We start from the raw sequence: 20,205 nt of genomic DNA on the forward strand, positions 1-20,205 counted from the left end.
TGCTAAACTGCTTCCCCATCACCAATATCGCGTTTCGGTGGACGCTTGTAGGTAAATGTGAAAGTATCACCACTAGCAATCACTTGCCGCATTTCATCATACATCGGATAATGACCGACACCACTCAGACTTGCCCAACCCCGCGCCCTAGTTAAAGCGACAAACAATTGGTTACGGCAATTGACATCACTTTCATTGCGAGCGACATTATCAAAGCCAACCACATAGACCATATCAGCTTCATGTCCTTTAGCGCGATTGATGCGGGACACTGTAACGCCACCTTCATGCCAAAATTTATCTGGGTCGTTGTTGGGCCATTGGGGAACTAAATCATTTAAAGTCAAAGCAGTGGGGATATAGACATCAATTTTTTGGTCCATTAAGAAACCCGCAACTTCAGTTTCTAACTCTATTGCTTCGGAAGTAGAACCTAAAATGACGACTAAGATATCACGGCTGGGATTAAGACTATCATGAACAATATTATGCATAATGTTCTGGGCCAGAACTGTCATTTCTTCTTGGCGAGAACCGTAAGTTTGATATTCTAATATAGGGTTGCCCCAAAGTTCAGCAATAGGGTTGGGTGAATATTGAGACGGTCGATGTACAGTTATCGGCTTACCAATACGCCGGAAGTCTCCCTTAACTTCGTAACCAATTTTGTTCCAATCATCTTTATTAGTGATACCTGCAAGCATCCCCTCTGGACGTAGCAAACCCATACCAATTGCATGCGCCGCTGTGAGAATTGTTCCAGGAGTGCGGTAACAGCGGCGCATCACTTCAGAACGTTTAATACCACCATGATATTGGGGTTGCTTACTCAAAAGATTGCTCAAATTTTCGCCAAATACCTCTTTGGCTTTTGGTACTACGATACTATCGAGACTTTGTGCTTCATCGTAAGCCCAAATTAAGCGGCGTTCCTCTGGTTTTTCCTGACTGACAGGTTGTAAAGCTTGATAAGCCAACCAATAAATTGCTTGTTTATCTTCATATTTCAAATCATCTTCGGCTACTAAATCTTGACCTTCATCAATCAAGATGGCATCGAAAATCGGCTCAATTTTTATCTCTTCTTGTAGCCGTTTACATAAGTCTGCTAAACCCCGGTTAGGTTGTCTTTGTTTTGTGTCTACAACCGTTCCGCGTCTTTTGCCGTGGTAGTCGCAGATGATACTGTACAAACCTGGATGTTCTTTTGCTCCCCACGCATGAAGCACTCGCAGCTTGAGATTAGTTTTCGGATCATACTGCAACTCACCACCACTGAAACGGCGTATCCACTGATCTAGCAACCCAATCATCAAATCGTAGAGCGATCGCGTGAAAAACACCAAGGCAATATCCCAGTCTGGATGCTTGAGGTGCATCATCGCCGCTTTTTGGCATAGCAGCACAGTTTTGCCTGAACCTGCAATACCCCGAATCCGCTGAGGACCTGGAGGAATTTCTTTTCCTATATGTTCTTGCTGTAAATCTATTTCGTATAGTCTTTGACGCAAACAGTCCATAATACTGGCGCGGGTTTTGCCTGTCGTCGAAACTGTCGCACGAGGAGGTTTACGAAACACGGGTGTCCCACTCATAACTGACAGTAGCAATTCCCAGTCTTTATCTTCCAGGTTTTCCCCTGGAACTACATGATCAGTTTGTTGAATGCGTTCGGTAAAACCAACTTTACCTAGCTGATCTTGGAAAATTAGAGGAGGACAGTTGGGTAATTGGTCAAAGCCTTTTTGTTGCCATTGTTCTTGGGTAATCAGAGGTAATGCAGCGATCGCTCGTCCGGTAACCCTACGCCAGATAGCAGGTTCACGGTCTGTGTATGCAATTAATGCTCGCAGTTGATGTTCGGCTCTTTGATCAGGGTTAGCTTCTGCAGTGTGATAGTTTTGCAACTGCCAAATGCCATCATGAATAGTAACAATTTGGTCAATTACAACTGGCAGTACTTCAATGACCACTAAACCAAATTCTCTATCAGCAATCAGAATATCAGGTTCCTTACGAATTTCTCCGACCTTCGAGAAAATTGGATAGCGCCAGTAGCCAATGCAGTTTCTATCAGAAAAAGCACTCTTTACAGCATCCCAAACTTTCTGCTCACCTGCTTCAGTGGTAACTTTTAATGGTTCAGTCGTGATAAATTTGCTGCTTTGTTCCTCATGCCCAACAATCATGTAGTCCCTACCTGTACTAGTTCAATTTCTTATACAAGAAAAGTATTTTGAGTAATGCTGTCAGGCTAGCACTGGCAATCTGATACTTGCCATTGCGAATACACGGAACTACGTAGCTGGTTGAGTTCAGCAGATATGCGGTGTTAGTTTAAATTATTGTAATAATTTTTTCATCAAGTGCTCAGCAGTGAGGTTGCAGATAAAGCATTTCGTAATGGAGTCATGACTTGGGCGTTGATTAATACGATATGGCAACTGGCGTGCCAGGGGCATTAAGTATGCTTTTTAATGTATTACCAGACGTGATCGGTGAAGTTTCTGGACTTGATAGGCTCACTGAACAACAGCGAGCAAGCTATAAAACCTTATTTGATAAAGCTTACTGAGGTAATAAATCAATGAGATGCACTTGTTAGCACATTAACTATAGCTCTTCCTAAGTGATAAGCAAAATTTACAGGAACTGCATTACCAATCTGTTTATATTTGGAGCGTACACCACCGATAAATTCCCAATCATCGGGAAAAGTTTGAATTCGGGCATACTCCCTTACTGTAAAAGGTCTAGTTTCTTCCGGATGACAGCGTTCCGTTTGTTTTTGTGAGGGAGAAGTAGTCAGAGTTAGACTTGGCTCATCCCAAGAAATTCTACGTGCCATACCAGTACGCCCACCTGTAAGATAGTAGCTTTTCATCATGTAGCTTTTTTGAATATCTTCAGGTAAATCTCGCCAGCATCCGCCTGGTGGAACTAATTCTAAAACTTTAGCTCTCTTAGGGCTATATTTCATTCCTTCAGAAGGTGGAACATCTTTCAAGGCATCTCTCAAAGTCAGAATTTTAGAAGAACGACTAGGGTACTGAAAGCGAATATCTGGACGAGTTCCGACAATGATGACTCTTTCTCGCTTTTGAGGAACATCATAGTTAACTGCATTTAGTAAACGATACTGGACGTTATAACCAAGAGATTCCAGAACAGATAGAACTGTATCGAGCGTTTTTCCTTTCTGATGACTTATTAAACCTCTAACATTTTCAGCCAGAAATAGTTTAGGCTGTACCTCTTTAACACAACGGGCAAATTCATAAAATAAGGTTCCACGGGTATCCTCAAACCCTAAACCTTTACCTGCCAAGCTGAAAGGTTGGCAAGGAAAACCTCCAGTTACAACGTCTGCACTCATTCCTGCATAAGAAACTTTAGACACATCAGCCTGAATGACATTCCATTTTGGACGGTTATGCTGAAGTGTTGCTGCTGCGTCTTTGTCAATTTCAATTAGTGCTTTGGCTACCAGTCCTGCCTTTTCTAAACCAAGTGCTAAACCACCAGCCCCAGCAAATAACTCAATGACGGTTTTTGTGGTTGTGATAGGTTCAAGAACCATTCGTGACAGGAAGCTATAAAGTTTTAAGGGAAACAACTTAAATCTCGCCTAAATATTATTACAGCTGATCAAATGCCTAATTTGTGCTGTTACGCTGAATCAAGTCATCACAAATCTTTCAACGGAGAAGGGGAGATTCGAACTCCCGGAACCTTTCGGTTCATCCGATTTCAAGTCGGACGCAATCGACCACTCTGCCACCTCTCCAGTAAAGCTGTCAGCTTTTAGCTGTCAGCGGTCAGCCAAAAACAAAGCCAACCAGATATGAATTATATCTCATTCTCTATGCATTTTGCACTACCAGAGTGGGTTTTTGATAAAGAATTTCCTCATATACAATGCTGAAATCCTTTCCAACCCAGACGAGGGAGACTTGGGAGACCACACCATCTTCCAGCAGGACAATGGAAAAGTTACGCTGCTTATGGCTACCATGTTCTACAATCCTGGGTACACTTGCCGCGTTCAAGTAAACTATCCCCTCTGGACTTCTAAAAATGCGCTTTCGCGGCTCTTTCTTTGTATGTCGCAGGCTGTGGTGCATATGACCAAATGTGACCAGGGGAATAATTTTACCAGTTGTGATAGTTTGAGATATCGCCTCTGCTAAATCTGGATCGCCAAAGTCACCCCCTATGGGGTGCCAATCTTTGCCGCAGGGGTCTTCTGGGCGATCGCCCAACCCTGTAGGACCGTTGTGACCTATAAAAATTATTGTTTGGTAAGCTGCACTTTTAACTGCTGACACGATTCGCGTTGTGGACTCTTCAAAACTAGTCACACCATACCACTGTTGGTAGAAATCACTATATTTCCACTCTGGTCCACCCCAACTAAACGGACGACCTCCAACAACCGTTAAATTTAGATCTGGAAAATCTAGCTTACCGTAACCGATTTGGCTTTCACCCAATAAATCTAGTTGCTGCTGTACCCAGTCTTCCTTGGTGCGGTCGTAAGGACACTTCTTGCGTCCCCATTCTGTGGCAGTGTACCAGGCATCGTGGTTCCCCATGACTGCTGCTTTGGGAATGTCAAGGCATGCGATCGCTCTTACCACTTCCACCGACTCATTGCCAAAATCTCCAACAAACAGTACTAAGTCAATACCCAGATGCTTGAGTGCAATACCGTCTTCTTCTTCCCATTGGTCGTGAACATCTCCTACTACAGCAATTTTCAAATTTTTTGAGTTTGTTTTCTGACTGGTCATGCCACTTTCCTTGCCATCTGTTTCCAGCATAGGAAAATTAGAGGATTTTGACCAAGACAGAACGCACCAACTCACAAAAATAAAAGAAGTTTAGATATCACCGATTGCTGCATGAGTTCTGTGCGTAAGGCACAAACCATGCGAAAAAAATATCCAACCTTGTTTCCAGCCCTATGGGCTGGAAACAGCCTAAACTCGTTAATTAGTCGTAGTCTCGTTGTTGTTCAGCGATAGCCGTGGCGTCAGCCATAGGCATTCTTGTTGGATATTTTTTTTGTTGGATCTCCCTAGTAAGTGCGATGTAGGAAGGTACAAGCTTTCAGCAAATCTTTGATGCATGTGGTCAACATCCTGAGTCGCGGGTTACCAATTGCTCATAACAAGTGCCCAAGCTGAGTTGATGCGTTCTGAATTATTCTTCACACAATTTAACAGAGGAGCATCACCCCTCAAACATTTTTGGTAAAAACTACTATAATTAAATCCACCAGACAAAACTTGTAACATTCAGCAACGTTTAACTGTGTTTACGACTGCACTTGCTCAACGAGAAAAAACCGAACAGGGTGATCTACCACTAGACTTATTTGCAGCAATTGAGGCTCTTAAACAAGAACTCAATGCGGTTATCCTGGCACATTACTATCAAGAACCGGACATTCAAGATATTGCAGATTTTATTGGAGATTCGTTACAGCTTGCCAAAGCTGCAGCTGATACAAATGCAGATGTCATTGTCTTTGCTGGTGTCCATTTCATGGCAGAAACTGCAAAGATTCTTAATCCGGACAAGATGGTTCTTTTACCAGATTTAAATGCTGGTTGTTCTTTAGCCGATAGTTGTCCAACAGAGGCGTTTGCAGCTTTTAAAGCAGCACACCCAAACCATTTGGTGGTTTCTTACATCAACTGCTCTGCTGATATTAAGGCAATGAGTGATATAATCTGCACCAGTTCCAACGCCGTCAAAATTGTGCAGCAGATTCCTATAGATCAGCCAATTATTTTTGCCCCAGACCGGAATTTAGGACGGTATGTTATCGAAAAAACTGGGCGAGATTTAGTCCTGTGGGAAGGGAGTTGCGTTGTCCATGAAACTTTTTCTGAGAAAAAAATTGTGCAGTTAAAAATTGCACACCCAGAAGCAGAGGCGATCGCTCATCCAGAATGTGAAACTAGTGTCTTGCGCCATGCAAATTTCATCGGCTCTACAGCTGCTTTACTAAAATATTGTGAACAAAGCCCTTCCCAAGAATTTATCGTTGCTACAGAACCTGGAATCATTCACCAAATGCAAAAACAAGCGCCTTACAAGCACTTTATACCCGCACCACCATTGAATAACTGCGCGTGTAACGAGTGTCCTTTTATGCGGTTAAATACCTTAGAAAAACTCTACAGTGCGATGAAAAATCGCTCTCCCGAAATCACGTTGCCAGAGAATATTCGCATGGCAGCATTGCGACCAATTCAACGAATGCTAGAGATGAGTGTATAAAACTCTTATGAAAATAACTACTGAGGAGCTAGTAGAGACGGTTGGTGTCAGTTTGAAGGAAACTTTTCCGCTCAACTGCGCGTTTACTCAGTGAGTTACTGGATTCTTCAGTTTTGTGGATAGAGGTTTGGATGTCAACGAACAAAAGGGTGTTGCGATATAGCGCAACACCCTTTTGTTGTTAGTTGAAATCAAATCCTGGCATCGAGCTATTGTCGCAGACAGCTACCCACCTACTATCGTCGCCGCTGCAGCGTTTCACACCTGAGTTCGGGATAGAATCAGAGTGGTTCCACCGCGCCATTGACACCAGGAAAACCTTGGGGGAAATTCAAAATTCAAATCTAGTTGATTTTGAATTTTTTCAAACCCTGAAGACTGCACAGAAACGCGATTAGCAATTGTTGTTGAAGTCAAGCCCTCGGTCTATTAGCATGGGTCGGCTGAACACATTACTGCGTGTACACCTCCCACCTATTAACAGGTGTTCTGCCTGTGACCTTACTGGCTAATGCCATGAGAGTACTCATCTTGAGGTGGGCTTCCCACTTAGATGCTTTCAGCGGTTATCCGCTCCGCACATGGCTACCCAGCGTTTACCGTTGGCACGATAACTGGTACACCAGCGGTGCGTCCCTCCCGGTCCTCTCGTACTAAGGAGGGCTCCTCTCAATACTCTTACGCCTGCACCGGATATGGACCGAACTGTCTCACGACGTTCTGAACCCAGCTCACGTACCGCTTTAATGGGCGAACAGCCCAACCCTTGGGACGTACTTCCGCCCCAGGTTGCGATGAGCCGACATCGAGGTGCCAAACCTCCCCGTCGATGTGGACTCTTGGGGGAGATCAGCCTGTTATCCCTAGAGTAACTTTTATCCGTTGAGCGACGGCCATTCCATTCTGTGCCGTCGGATCACTAAGACCGTGTTTCCACCCTGCTCGAGTTGTTGCTCTTGCAGTCAAGCTCCCTTATTGCCTTTACACTCAAAGCACGATTTCCAACCGTGCTGAGGGAACCTTTGTGCGCCTCCGTTACCTTTTAGGAGGCGACCGCCCCAGTCAAACTGCCCACCTGAAATTGTCTCCTTTCCGGATCACGGAAACGGGTTAGAATCCTAGCTTCGCCAGAGTGGTATCTCACTGTTGGCTCCACACTCCCCACAAGGAATGCTTCAATGCCTCCCACCTATCCTGCGCAAGCCAAGCCCGGACCCAATTCCAGGCTACAGTAAAGCTTCATAGGGTCTTTCTGTCCAGGTGCAGGTAGTCCGTATCTTCACAGACACTCCTATTTCGCCGAGTCTCTCTCCGAGACAGTGCCCAGATCGTTACGCCTTTCGTGCGGGTCGGAACTTACCCGACAAGGAATTTCGCTACCTTAGGACCGTTATAGTTACGGCCGCCGTTCACCGGGGCTTCGGTCGCCAGCTTTACCTTTCGGCTGACCAGCTTCCTTAACCTTCCGGCACTGGGCAGGCGTCAGCCCCCATACTTCCTCTTACGAGTTGGCGGAGACCTGTGTTTTTGGTAAACAGTCGCCTGGGCCTCTTCACTGCAACCCACTCACGTGGGCACCCCTTCTTCCGAAGTTACGGGGCTATTTTGCCGAGTTCCTTAGAGAGAGTTATCTCGCTCCCCTTAGTATTCTCTACTCCCCCACCTGTGTCGGTTTCGGGTACGGGTACTGAGCTTTCATCACATTCACAGCTTTTCTTGGCACTAACATAACTACACGACCTCCGTAGAAGTCTCCCAATCCAGTCAGGGCGTAGCTTACTTTCATGCGCACTGCAAATGCTCCCACTCAATAGTCAGGGATTGTTGACCCTGTGTCCATCGACTACGCGTTTCCGCCTCGCCTTAGGTCCCGACTAACCCAGAGTGGACGAACCTGGCTCTGGAACCCTTGGGGTTTCGGGGTATTGGATTCTCACCAATATTTTCGCTACTCAAGCCGACATTCTCACTTCCGTTTCGTCCACACCTGCTCGCCGCTAGTGCTTCTTCCTAATACGGAACGCTCCCCTACCAGTTCAGTTCTCAGTTACCAGTTAACAGTTATTACAAACTTTTGGTTCATTCATAACTGATAACTGATAACTTTTTACTAAAATCCACAGCTTCGGTACATCGCTTAGTCCCGTTCATTTTCGGCGCAGGAGCGCTTGACCAGTGAGCTATTACGCACTCTTTTAAGGGTGGCTGCTTCTAGGCAAACCTCCTGGTTGTCTGTGCACTCCCACCTCCTTTGCCACTTAGCGATGATTTGGGGACCTTAGCTGGTGGTCTGGGCTGTTTCCCTCTTGACGATGAAGCTTATCCCCCACCGTCTCACTGGTTGTGTGTACATCTGGTATTCTGAGTTTGTCTCGATTTGGTACAGCTTTCGCCGCCCGCACCGAAACAGTGCTTTACCCCCAGACTATAATCACAACCGCTGCGCCTCAACACATTTCGGGGAGAACCAGCTAGCTCCGGGTTCGATTGGCATTTCACCCCTAACCACACCTCATCCGCCGATTTTTCAACATCGGTCGGTTCGGACCTCCACTTGGTGTTACCCAAGCTTCATCCTGGACATGGTTAGATCACCCGGGTTCGGGTCTAAAAACACTGATTCGCGCCCTCTTCAGACTCGCTTTCGCTTTGGCTACAGTTTTTCACCTTAACCTACCAGTGCCTTTAACTCGCCGGCTCATTCTTCAACAGGCACGCGGTCATCCGTTGAATCGGACTTCCACTGCTTGTGGGCGAATGGTTTCATGTTCTATTTCACTCCCCTCATTGGGGTTCTTTTCACCTTTCCCTCGCGGTACTGTTTCGCTATCGGTCACACAGTAGTATTTAGCCTTACGAGATGGTCCTCGCTGATTCACATGGGATTTCACGTGCCCCATGCTACTCGGGATACAGCTAGTATCTTTTTGTTTTTGACTACAGGACTCTCACCTTCTCTGGTACAGTTTTTCGCTGCTTCGTCTAACATAAGGATTCCTTGTTGCTGTCCCACTACCCCAAAAAGCAAGCTTTTTGGTTTAGGCTTTTCCCCTTTCGCTCACCACTACTTAGGGAATCTCTTTTGATTTCTCTTCCTCCAGCTACTAAGATGTTTCAATTCGCTGGGTTGGCTCTTTCCTGTCTATATATTCAACAGGCAGTTCTTGGGGTTGCCCCATTCGGACATCTCCGGATCTATGCTTGCTTCCAGCTCCCCGGAGCGTTTCGTCGGTCACCACGTCCTTCTTCGCCTCTGTGTGCCTAGGTATCCACCATTCGCCTTTCATTGCTTGACTACAAACAATCATTGCTTTTTGCTTGGAGTTTTAACTGTTAATAACAGTTAACTACCTGACATTTTTCGCGTTTCTATGCAGTTTTCAAGGTTCTTTTGCTGGAAATGCCCCAGCATTCTTGCTTTCAATCACAAGATGCTGAATCTTATCCAATTAATTATCGGATGATAATTTTGCTTTTGCTTTTCTCACTTGCCTGCACTCTAGCCTTTGCTGCTATTTGAGTACACTCAACAAAGATGGAATCACAAAAGTTAATTACTTAGGGCGCAGGTGGAGGTAAGGAGACTCGAACTCCTGACATCCTGCTTGCAAAGCAGGCGCTCTACCAACTGAGCTATACCCCCCTAAATTTCAGTTCACAGTTATCAGTTCACAGTTATCATTTTTTCGTGACCACTGTTTACTGCACACTGTTCACTGTTTTCAGGTGGGCCATCCTGGACTCGAACCAGGGACCTCACCCTTATCAGGGGTGCGCTCTAACCACCTGAGCTAATAGCCCATATCCGAACCTAACTTATAGTTTGAAAGCTTACACTTACCTTACGACCGACCTCGGGATAAAACCAATTCAAAGTTTTATAATTCTAAATTTCCAAAAACTCTTTCTTGTTTTTGAACTTTGAATTTTTACTTTTGAATTGAGTCGGGTCTCCCTAAAAAGGAGGTGATCCAGCCACACCTTCCGGTACGGCTACCTTGTTACGACTTCACCCCAGTCACCAGTCCTACCTTCGGCGTCCCCCTCCTCGAAAGGTTAGGGTAACGACTTCGGGCGTGACCAGCTTCCATGGTGTGACGGGCGGTGTGTACAAGTCCCGGGAACGAATTCACTGCAGTATGCTGACCTGCAATTACTAGCGATTCCTCCTTCACGCAGGCGAGTTGCAGCCTGCGATCTGAACTGAGCCGTGGTTTATGGGATTTGCTTGCTATTGCTAGCTTGCTGCCCTTTGTCCACAGCATTGTAGTACGTGTGTAGCCCAGGACGTAAGGGGCATGCTGACTTGACGTCATCCCCACCTTCCTCCGGTTTGTCACCGGCAGTCTCCCTAGAGTGCCCAACCGAATTGCTGGCAACTAAGAACGAGGGTTGCGCTCGTTGCGGGACTTAACCCAACATCTCACGACACGAGCTGACGACAGCCATGCACCACCTGTGTTCCGGCTCCCGTAGGCACTCTTCCGTTTCCAGAAGATTCCGGACATGTCAAGCCCTGGTAAGGTTCTTCGCGTTGCATCGAATTAAACCACATACTCCACCGCTTGTGCGGGCCCCCGTCAATTCCTTTGAGTTTCACACTTGCGTGCGTACTCCCCAGGCGGGATACTTAACGCGTTGGCTACGACACTGCCCGGGTCGATACGGGCAACGCCTAGTATCCATCGTTTACGGCTAGGACTACTGGGGTATCTAATCCCATTCGCTCCCCTAGCTTTCGTCCCTCAGTGTCAGTTATGGTCCAGCAGAGCGCTTTCGCCACCGGTGTTCTTCCTGATCTCTACGCATTTCACCGCTACACCAGGAATTCCCTCTACCCCTACCATACTCTAGTCACTCAGTTTCCACTGCCTTTATCTGGTTGAGCCAGATTCTTTGACAGCAGACTTGAATAACCACCTGCGGACGCTTTACGCCCAATCATTCCGGATAACGCTTGCATCCTCCGTATTACCGCGGCTGCTGGCACGGAGTTAGCCGATGCTGATTCCTCAGGTACCTTCAGTACTTATTCCCTGAGAAAAGAGGTTTACAACCCAAGAGCCTTCCTCCCTCACGCGGTATTGCTCCGTCAGGCTTTCGCCCATTGCGGAAAATTCCCCACTGCTGCCTCCCGTAGGAGTCTGGGCCGTGTCTCAGTCCCAGTGTGGCTGGTCATCCTCTCAGACCAGCTACTGATCGGTGCCTTGGTGCGCTCTTACCACACCAACTAGCTAATCAGACGCGAGCTCATCTTCAGGTGATAAATCTTTCACCGTTAGGCACATCCGGTATTAGCAATCGTTTCCGACTGTTGTCCCGAACCTGAAGCCAGATTCTCACGCGTTACTCACCCGTCCGCCACTAAGTTCCGAAGAACTCCGTTCGACTTGCATGTGTTAAGCATACCGCCAGCGTTCATCCTGAGCCAGGATCAAACTCTCCGTTTTGATTCTGTCTGTAGATAAGTGAACTAATCACTCATCTACTTGCTCTTTTAGCTGATTTTACCGTCAGCCTCGGTTTATTCTTTACTATCGCAAGGCTTTTAGTGTATACTAGCTTTCAAACTATAGGATTTTCAAGGTTCGTCGCCCTCGGCGGTGACTTGTTTTTGTGTCCGCGCTTCAGGCACTTATTCAATATAGCGAACCTACTCTTGCCTGTCAACTATTTTCCGAAACTTTTTTTGAGATTTTTTTCTTATCTTCTAAAAGGTATATATAGCAAGCACTCTAGGCTATAGTAATTCTGGAAGTTGAGAAGGGGAACAATAAAGCTATGAGTCATTTTGGTGTTTTGCCACCCAGGCTTGTTTTAGATAGGTTGTTACACGATTGGTTGTTAGAGGATATCGGTCGCGGCGATCGCACAACCCAAGCCCTGATAACTAAGGAAGTACGACAAGCTAAGTGGATGGCGAAAGCATCTGGAGTTATAGCAGGTTTACCAATCGCGGCAAGAGTATTTCAACTTTTAGATGAAAAAGTTAGCTTTATTCCTGTTGTAGCTGAGGGTAGTTCTTGTGAGGCGGGAAAAGTGGTGGCCCAAATCGATGGTCCGCTAGATGCCCTCCTGATGGGAGAACGCGTTGCTCTTAATATAGTGATGCGACTCAGTGGCGTCGCCAAGCTCACCCAAAACTATGTAGATCAAATTGCTGATTTACCTGCAAAACTGGTGGACACGCGCAAAACCACTCCTGGGTTAAGGTTGTTGGAAAAGTACGCAACTACAGTAGGAGGGGCAGTCAATCACCGAATGGGATTAGATGATGCAGTTATGATTAAGGATAATCACATCGCAGCTGCTGGGGGAATTGGGAAGGCTATTGTTCAAATTCGCTCCTCAATTCCTTATCCCTTAACTATAGAAGTAGAAACGGAAAGTTTAGAGCAGGTACAAGAAGCTTTGCAGCATAGATCTGACATTATCATGTTGGACAATATGCCTGTTGATTTGATGCGTCAGGCTGTGGACATAATTCGTCAACACGATAGTCACGTTAAAATTGAAGCTTCTGGCAACATTACTTTAGATACTATTCGTGCTGTTGCCGAGACAGGAGTGGATTATATTTCTAGCAGTGCACCAATTACGAAATCCTCTTGGTTAGATTTAAGTATGAGGATTGAATGATTATCCGGTTGGCTCAAAGCATTGCAGTTTCAGCAAAAACCAGAATCACCAGGCAAGTCATTCTCTAGCAAGAGCACTCAGCAAGGTTAGTTTTTCGCACAAGCGCACCAGAAAGCAGGTAGATTATTATTCGTACAGATCAACCATTAGCTCAAGTTGTCGTTCCAAATAATTAAAAATTAATTATAGAAACTCTACGAGGAATCATTAGAGATAGTGGTTTGATTATGGAAGAATTTGTATCTTTGTTGATAAATAAAAATTTCTGACAGGTTATCATAACTAAAAAATAAACATGAAGGATACACAAGAACAGCTAAAACTTACGTTACAGGAAGCTTTGGATGCAGCTTTTGGCAGTGATTACAGTAAGGTAGATCCAGTTTTGGTTGCTGCGAGCAATCCTAAATTTGGTGATTATCAAGCAAACGTAGCTTTAGGGCTAGCAAAGCAATTGGGACAGCAACCAAGGGCGATCGCACAACAAATTGTTGATAAACTTGACGTATCTGATATTTGCAAGCCACCAGAAGTTGCTGGTCCTGGCTTTATCAATTTGAAGCTAAAAACAGAATACCTAGAAGCACAACTCAAGGCAATTCAAGGAGATCCAAGGTTAGGAGTCCCACAAACTAACAATCCCAAGCGAGTGATTGTAGATTACCCCAGCCCAAACATCGCCAAAGAAATGCACGTAGGACATTTACGTCCAGCAGTGATTGGAGATTGTCTGTCTCGAATTGTAGAATTTGTTGGTCATAAAGTCGAGCGGATTAGCCATGTCGGAGATTGGGGAACGCCATTTGGAATGCTTATCGCTTATTTAGAAGAAGCGTACCCAGAAGCTTTAACCACTACTGAAACTTTAAATTTGGGTGACTTGTCTTCATTTTACCGTCAAGCAAAGGCGCGATTTGATGCAGATGCAAATTTCCAACAAGCAGCACGTCAGGCTGTGGTAAAACTACAGGCAGGAGATCAAAAGACACTACTCGCATGGAAAATAGTTTGTCAACTCTCCAGTCGAGCGTACCAAGTTATTTACGATTTATTGGAAATTGCTCCTTTTGTTGAACGAGGTGAATCGTTTTATAATGCTTTACTGCCTGAAGTCGTAGAGGAATTAGATAAAAAAGATCTGCTAGTGGAAAATCAGGGTGCAAAGTGCGTTTTTTTGGAAGGCTTTACTAACAGGGAAGGTGAGCCTTTACCCTTGATTGTGCAAAAATCAGATGGAGGATATAACTACGCTGCTACAGATTTAGCGACAATTCGCTATCGAGTACAAGTAGATAAAGTGCAGCGGGTGATTTACCCAGTTGGTATAGAACAAATAAATCACTTCGCTCAGATTTTTCAAGTGGGAAGAAAGGCAGGCTGGATTACAGACGATGTAGAATTTGTGCATGCCCCATTTGGGTTGGTGCTAGGGGAAAATGGTCAAAAATTGAAAACTCGTTCTGGGGAAGCTGTGCGGTTGCGAGATTTATTAGATGGTGCGATCGCCCACGCCCGTGCAGATATAGAAAACAGAATAAAAGAAGAAGCGCGTGAAGAAACTGAAGAGTTTGTCAGCAATCTTGCACAGGTGATTGGCGTTAGTGCGGTTAAATACGCCGACTTAAGCCAAAATCGTACCAGCAACTACATTTTTAGCTACGACAAAATGCTAGCGCTTAAAGGCAATACTGCACCATATATGGTTTATGCTTATGTTAGAACTCAGGGCATTAGTCGTGAAGGTAATATTGACTTTGAAAAACTGGGAGCAGATGCTCCAATTGTTTTGCGGCAAGAAACAGAGTTAACTCTGGCGAAGCACTTGTTACAACTTGATGAAATTATTAGTGAAGTCGAAAAAGATTTACTACCAAATCGTTTGTGCGAGTATTTGTATCAACTGAGTGATAAGTTTAATAAGTTCTACGAAAATTGCCCTGTTCTCAAAGCCGAAGAACCAGTGCGGACATCGCGCCTAATACTGTGTGATTTAACGGCTAGAACTCTGAAGTTGGGACTTTCGTTGCTGGGAATTAGGGTTGTGGAAAGAATGTAGGTGGACTTAGTGCGATCGCTCTTTTTCTCCCCCTGCTTTTTCCCCTTCCACATTTTTATAACTCGACTACGCCTAATGCTTTGAGTCTAGCTTTCTCAGCTTCGGTTATATCCATAACATCAGCTTCTGAAGTGCATATTGACTAATCCACCCAATTTTCCAAAACTAAACCTGGAATCCGAGAAAGTTCTCTGACATTATTAGTCACTAAAATTAGCCCAAGACTGATTGCCTGGGATGCTATTAGCATATCCATTGAACCAACAACTATACCTTGTCGCTCCAAGTCTGCTCGAATTCTTCCATAGGTTTGTGTCGTACTAGCGTCAAAGGGAATAATTTCCAGAGGAATTAAAAACTGAGTAAGTGCTGCCTGATTTTGCTCTCGACGTTGGCTTTTATAAACTCCATACTCAAGTTCTGCAACAGTAATAGAGGAAATAGCGACATCAAATATGTCTAGTGTCTGAAATTTCTCGAAGACTTTAGGTGGCTTCCTTTTAATAATGTAGATACACATGTTGGTATCCAGCAAAAATCTCATTCAAAACCCTCTCTAATCTCTAAATTAGGCTGTTCTCTGGTTTCCATGAAATCTTCAGAAAAGAGTTCGGTCGCGTTAAACAAAGTTTGCCAGGGTTGAGTTGTTTTTAATGCACCGTAAAATTCGCTAAGTCTTTTTTTGGGATTTGTATCATTTTTTTGAGTACGGAATTTGATAAATTCAATAAAATCAGCTACAAGTTGAAATTGTTCTTCACTAAGCTTGTCTATTTCTTGTTTGAGACTTTCTTTCGTTGTCATTGTTTTTGGCTAGTTGCGTTTTCAGATTGTGTGAATATTTTCATTTTACATTTCCCCTTCTTCCACTGCGCCTAGTGCTTTAAGAGTGGTGATTTCGGCATCTGTTAAGCCTTTAACACCTGTGATATTCATATGCTCATAGGGTCTATCTATCAGAGTTTTTAAGCACTCACCCGTGTTAACATCCCAAAGTTTTATTGTTTCATCCCAACTCCCACTAATAAGAGTTCGACCGTCCGTGGTGAAAATAACTGAATTTACCCAATGAGTGTGTCCCTGCAAAATTTTCACGCATTTTCCACTGTGAATATCCCATATCCTGACTGTTTTATCATTACTTGCACTGGCAAAAGTCTTACCATCAGGACTAAAAACAACGGAGAGTACCCAACTGGTATGTCCTTGCAAGGTAATTAGGCATTCACCACTGTAAATATCCCATAGCTTTATCGTTTGGTCTTCACCAGCACTGGCTAGGATCCTACCATCAAGGCTGATTGCCACAGAATTATTCCTACCGGTATATCCTTGTAAAGTTTTCAGACATTCTCCTGTGCTGATGTCCCATAGTTTCACTGTTTTGTCATAACTTCCACTAGCTAAAAGTTTACCGTTAGGACTGAATGCAACTGACCATAACCAGTCGGTATGTCCTTGCAAAGTTTTCAGAGATTCTCCAGTATGGATATCCCATAGCTTTATCGTTCGATCACCACAACCACTGGCTAGGGTTTTACCATCAGGACTGATTACTACTGAATTGACACCACCGTTATGCCCATGCAACGTTTTGAGGCATTTTCCAGTACGAACATTCCATAGCTTCACTGTTTGGTCATAACTACAACTGGCTAGAATTGTACTATTAGGGCTAATTGCTATTGAATTAATCCTGCCGGTATGTCCCTCCAAAGTTTTCAGGCATTCACCACTATGGATATCCCATAACTTCACTGTTTGATCTTCGCTACTACTAGCAAACATTGCACCGTCAGCACTGATTGCCAGTGACCGTACGACACTAATATAACCCTGCAAAATATTTACACATTTTCCACTCAGGATATCCCATTGCCTAACCGTTTGGTCATCACTCCCACTTATTAAAATGTTACCGTCAGGACTAAAAGCCGCAGACTTTACCCAGTCGGTATGTCCCTGTAAGGTTTTTAGGCATTGTCTTGTACGAATATTCCATAACTTCACTGTTGTGTCCCTGCTGCAAGTGGCAAGAGTTATACCATCAGGACTAATTGCTAATGAGCGTACCCAATCGGTATGCTCCTGAAAAGTTTTCAGACATTCTCCTGTGGAGATATCCCATAGCTTCACTGTTTTGTCCTTACTGCTGCAACTGGCAAGGCTCATACCATCAGGACTAATAACCACAGATCCTACTGAATCCATATGTCCTTGTAAAGTTTTCAAGCATTCTCCCGTTTGAATATTCCATAACTTCACTGTTTTGTCACTACTACTACTGACTAAAGTGACACCGTTAGGACTGAACACTGCTGAATTAACTTTACTGGTATGTCCCAGTAAAGTTTTTAGGCATTCTCCTGTATGAATATTCCATAGCTTCACAGTTTTATCATCACTGCTAGTAGCTATAGTTTGACAATTGGAATGCATCGCCACTGAATTTATCCTACTGGTATGACCATACAAAGTTTTCAGACATTCTCCTGTACGAGTATCCCAGAGCTTAACTGTTTGGTCATAACTAGCACTAACTATAGTATTACCATCAGGACTGAAAACTACTGAGCGTACCCAGTCGCTATGCCCTTGAAGTCTTAAAATTTGTTTGTGATCAATAATTTGCCACAAGCTAATCTCACAATTAGCATCACCTGTAGCAAACAGCTTGCCATCTGGACTAAAGGCCACTGAAAAAACCGCACCGAAAACTTTGGGAAAAACAGATTTAACTAGATTGGCCTGAGCAAAATTGACACGGCGCAGGCTAGCCTTAGTAAGGTCTGCGCCTTTAATCACAGTATGGCTAAAGTCTTTACCTTCCAATGCCGCCTTATCAACCTTCACCAACAGCGTCGCCGCATTCCCACCAACATAACCCACTTCAGCTTCTGTTTTGCCGCGTGTCGCTTCAAGAATTTTGATCATTGGGTGATAGGGTGATGTGATGGAGGTATCAACATCAATCATCGGCAAAAGCAAATCCATCACCGCTTTTGTGAGGGGCGATCGCCCAACCGTCTCCCTCAACTTCTCCAACGACTCACTTGCAAATCTCCTCAGCGGCGCACTTGGTACAATCTTCCCCGCCTCATCCACTTGTCGCCGAAAATAAGATGACCAAGTGTAATCAACTGGTACTGGGTAGAGTCGAGAGGCGGTATTATCCGCCGTCCCTCTCTGTTAGATCCGGACGTGCCCGTTTCCGTGCATCCGGCTCCCGATGTTCTAGGGTTTCCCCTTGCTCATGTGGATATAGTCGTGGCAACTTTCGTGCACAGCTAGAAAGTTCTTTGTTTTCCAGTTTTGATGGTTGCCATCTACATGATGTAGGTGGAATTCTTCACCTGGTAGTGCCTTCATGCTGCAATATCCACATGCGTGGTTTTGCCGTTTTAGGGCTTTAGAGATTTGTCCTTCGTAGAGTTTGCTGTTGCGCTCGCTCCAGTAGGGGATGTCTCCATCAAATGGTGACTTCTCGCCTTGGACGTTGACAAATTTGTTTTCGGAGTGAGAGATTGCCGGGAATGCCTTATCTAGTAATTTCTTACTGGAGTATCGGTTATTCTTTGCTTCCTCGTTAAATACCTTGTATGTTCTGTGTTGGATATGATATAAGGAATTTCGTGACCCATCCATCTTACAGAATTTGTGGTAGTTTCTCCATCCTCTAACCAAGGGGGCTAATTTCTCAGCTTTTACCTCGGAACCATAGTTAGAGCAGTTAACGATGGCTTTTACTTTCTTACGGAATGCTTTGAAGTTTTCCACTGAGGGGGTGCTTCTAAATTTTCCGTTGCCCTGCACCTTGAAGTGCCAGCCTAGGAAGTCGAAACCGTCTGTCGATGCGGTTATCTTGGTTTTCTTTTTACTGATATTCATTCCTCTGTCTGCAAGGAACTGGTTTATTTTTCCAAGTACCTTTGTTGCATCATCTTTGGGTTTTAGGAAAAATACCATGTCGTCGGCATATCTGACGGATGGATGTATTTCCTCGATTCCATTGAGCGCAATATTAGCTAATAGTGGGCTTACCACACCACCTTGAGGGGTTCCTTGTTCTGGAAAGTTGGGGTGTATTCCTGCTTTGAGGCATCGGAAGATACCAATTTTTAGTCCTTTTGGTGCTATCAAATTATCCATGATAGTTGTGTGGCTTATCCTGTCGAAGCATTTCTCGATATCGAGTTCTATTATTTGCTTTCCTATTCCGTGGCTATTTGAGCGTAGATTCTGAAAGATATATTTCTGTGCATCATGCGCAGAGCGTCCTGTTCTGAATCCGTAACTCCTAGCGTGGAAAGTTGCTTCGTGTGCTGGTTCTAGTGCGTATTTTGCGAGACATTGCCACGCTCTATCCGCAATGGTGGGGACTTTTAGGGTTCTGAAGGTACCGTCTTTCTTAGGTATTGGGATTTCCCTGAGTTTGCTGTGATGCCACTCGTGTACATGCTTCGCGAGCACCCCTCCGAGTTCAAAACGCTCCTCAAAGTTAAGGGACGATGTTCCATCTATTCCCGCTGTCTTTTTCCCAGCATTTAGCTGTGTTACTTGACGTATAGCCAGTAGCCGTGCAGCCTTAGATTTCAGAATCAGTTTTTGGAGTGACCGCGCTTTCCGCATGTCTCCTGCTTTAACTGCTTTGAACAACCTAACTTGTAGGCGAAACAGATTACGTCGGAATTTCTTCCAGGGTAACTTGCTCCAAGATTCACTAGTATTGTTACTGTGCCCAATCATACTCTACTCCTAGTGGCTGTTTTCTGAACACCTCAGACCAATTACGGTCTGTCCTACCCGAATTAAAGGGATTCTGCCGCTCGTCTGGCTTACCTGGGTTTTCGACCTTCCCCAAGACCTTTAATTCGTTTTTATTCGTTCCTCGGATGAGATTGTTGTGTGCCGTCAGATGGAACCACTTCAACCGTTAGAATCCCTTACTCTTACCGCTTACAAGACGAATTATCGGCGGGATTTCTTTTTCTCTAACGAGGTCAGGGGTTTTGTGTTATGCCCTGCCTTAAACTAGGTTGCTTTTTTAGGTTCTGTTTCATCTTGTACACTCCCCTTTTGCGCCAGTGTCAGCCCATAACAGCCGTCTGATTGCGCCCTGTTCCCGGCTTCAGTCTCTAGAATTCCGAGTCTAGTCACTGCGGGTAGGTTAGGAGTCACCTCTGAGTTTGAGGGGAAGGGCTTTCACCTTCATCCTATCC

General features: G+C 44.7%; 11 protein-coding genes, 3 tRNA genes and 3 rRNA genes. 4 read left to right on the forward strand and 13 right to left on the reverse strand.

Annotation, left to right across the window (positions count from 1 at the left end):
• Positions 1 to 2: 2 nt before the first annotated feature.
• A complete protein-coding gene (locus DP114_RS32210) occupies positions 3 to 2,189 on the reverse strand; it encodes a DEAD/DEAH box helicase (RefSeq protein WP_169264763.1) in 2,187 nt (728 codons plus the stop codon).
• A 248-nt stretch (positions 2,190 to 2,437) separates the two neighbouring features.
• Here DP114_RS32210 and DP114_RS32215 point away from each other — a divergent pair, with 248 nt between their 5' ends.
• On the forward strand, positions 2,438 to 2,575 hold the full coding sequence (locus DP114_RS32215; protein ID WP_211178408.1) for a hypothetical protein: 138 nt from the start codon (positions 2,438 to 2,440) through the stop codon (positions 2,573 to 2,575).
• Between the two features lie 9 nt (positions 2,576 to 2,584).
• Here the strand turns inward: DP114_RS32215 and DP114_RS32220 are convergent, their stop codons facing one another.
• The 3 genes from DP114_RS32220 to DP114_RS32230 form a co-directional block, all read right to left on the reverse strand.
• A complete protein-coding gene (locus DP114_RS32220) occupies positions 2,585 to 3,580 on the reverse strand; it encodes a DNA cytosine methyltransferase (protein ID WP_171978057.1) in 996 nt (331 codons plus the stop codon).
• A 122-nt stretch (positions 3,581 to 3,702) separates the two neighbouring features.
• Positions 3,703 to 3,787: transfer RNA gene (locus DP114_RS32225), tRNA-Ser, on the reverse strand.
• A gap of 76 nt (positions 3,788 to 3,863) precedes the next feature.
• The gene (locus DP114_RS32230; protein ID WP_246162937.1) at positions 3,864 to 4,823 is read right to left on the reverse strand and encodes a TIGR04168 family protein; all 960 of its coding nucleotides are present in this window, start codon (positions 4,821 to 4,823) and stop codon (positions 3,864 to 3,866) included.
• 493 nt (positions 4,824 to 5,316) lie between these two features.
• Between DP114_RS32230 and nadA the strand changes: the two genes are divergently transcribed.
• Positions 5,317 to 6,291 carry a quinolinate synthase NadA gene (nadA, locus tag DP114_RS32235; protein ID WP_169264765.1) on the forward strand — a complete coding sequence of 325 codons (975 nt, stop codon included), beginning with the start codon at positions 5,317 to 5,319 and terminating at the stop codon, positions 6,289 to 6,291.
• Between the two features lie 196 nt (positions 6,292 to 6,487).
• On the opposite strand, the gene rrf is transcribed toward nadA, so the two are convergent.
• The 5 genes from rrf to DP114_RS32260 all read right to left on the reverse strand — a co-directional run bounded on the left by rrf (position 6,488) and on the right by DP114_RS32260 (position 11,741).
• Positions 6,488 to 6,605, reverse strand: a 5S ribosomal RNA gene (gene rrf, locus DP114_RS32240).
• A 95-nt stretch (positions 6,606 to 6,700) separates the two neighbouring features.
• A 23S ribosomal RNA gene (locus DP114_RS32245) occupies positions 6,701 to 9,587 on the reverse strand.
• Positions 9,588 to 9,861: 274 nt separating this feature from the next.
• A tRNA-Ala gene (locus tag DP114_RS32250) sits at positions 9,862 to 9,934 on the reverse strand.
• An 84-nt stretch (positions 9,935 to 10,018) separates the two neighbouring features.
• A tRNA-Ile gene (locus DP114_RS32255) sits at positions 10,019 to 10,092 on the reverse strand.
• A gap of 158 nt (positions 10,093 to 10,250) precedes the next feature.
• A 16S ribosomal RNA gene (locus DP114_RS32260) occupies positions 10,251 to 11,741 on the reverse strand.
• The 16S, 23S and 5S rRNA genes sit together here with 2 tRNA genes alongside, the layout of an rRNA operon.
• Positions 11,742 to 12,072: 331 nt before the next feature.
• On the opposite strand from DP114_RS32260, the gene nadC reads away from it, so the two are divergent.
• Together nadC and argS are read left to right on the forward strand one after the other, a co-directional pair.
• Positions 12,073 to 12,930, forward strand: coding sequence for a carboxylating nicotinate-nucleotide diphosphorylase (gene nadC / locus DP114_RS32265; protein ID WP_171978058.1), 858 nt, complete (start codon positions 12,073 to 12,075; stop codon positions 12,928 to 12,930).
• Positions 12,931 to 13,225: 295 nt separating this feature from the next.
• Positions 13,226 to 14,986, forward strand: coding sequence for an arginine--tRNA ligase (argS, locus tag DP114_RS32270; protein WP_171978059.1), 1,761 nt, complete (start codon positions 13,226 to 13,228; stop codon positions 14,984 to 14,986).
• Between the two features lie 142 nt (positions 14,987 to 15,128).
• Here argS and vapC read toward each other — a convergent pair whose 3' ends face one another.
• The 4 genes from vapC to DP114_RS32290 all read right to left on the reverse strand — a co-directional run bounded on the left by vapC (position 15,129) and on the right by DP114_RS32290 (position 19,732).
• Entirely contained in the window at positions 15,129 to 15,530 is a 402-nt protein-coding gene (gene vapC / locus DP114_RS32275; RefSeq protein WP_169264768.1) for a type II toxin-antitoxin system tRNA(fMet)-specific endonuclease VapC, read from the reverse strand.
• Positions 15,527 to 15,790, reverse strand: a complete 264-nt coding sequence (locus tag DP114_RS35525; protein WP_246162941.1) for an AbrB/MazE/SpoVT family DNA-binding domain-containing protein — start codon at positions 15,788 to 15,790, stop codon at positions 15,527 to 15,529. Before DP114_RS35525 ends, vapC begins: the two co-directional genes overlap by 4 nt.
• A gap of 45 nt (positions 15,791 to 15,835) precedes the next feature.
• The gene (locus DP114_RS32285) at positions 15,836 to 18,091 is read right to left on the reverse strand and encodes a WD40 repeat domain-containing protein (RefSeq protein WP_171978060.1); all 2,256 of its coding nucleotides are present in this window, start codon (positions 18,089 to 18,091) and stop codon (positions 15,836 to 15,838) included.
• Positions 18,092 to 18,220: 129 nt separating this feature from the next.
• A complete protein-coding gene (locus DP114_RS32290; RefSeq protein ID WP_171978061.1) occupies positions 18,221 to 19,732 on the reverse strand; it encodes a group II intron reverse transcriptase/maturase in 1,512 nt (503 codons plus the stop codon).
• Between the last annotated feature and the right edge of the window lie 473 nt (positions 19,733 to 20,205).

The sequence above is a fragment of the Brasilonema sennae CENA114 genome, from assembly GCF_006968745.1.
Taxonomy (GTDB): domain Bacteria; phylum Cyanobacteriota; class Cyanobacteriia; order Cyanobacteriales; family Nostocaceae; genus Brasilonema; species Brasilonema sennae.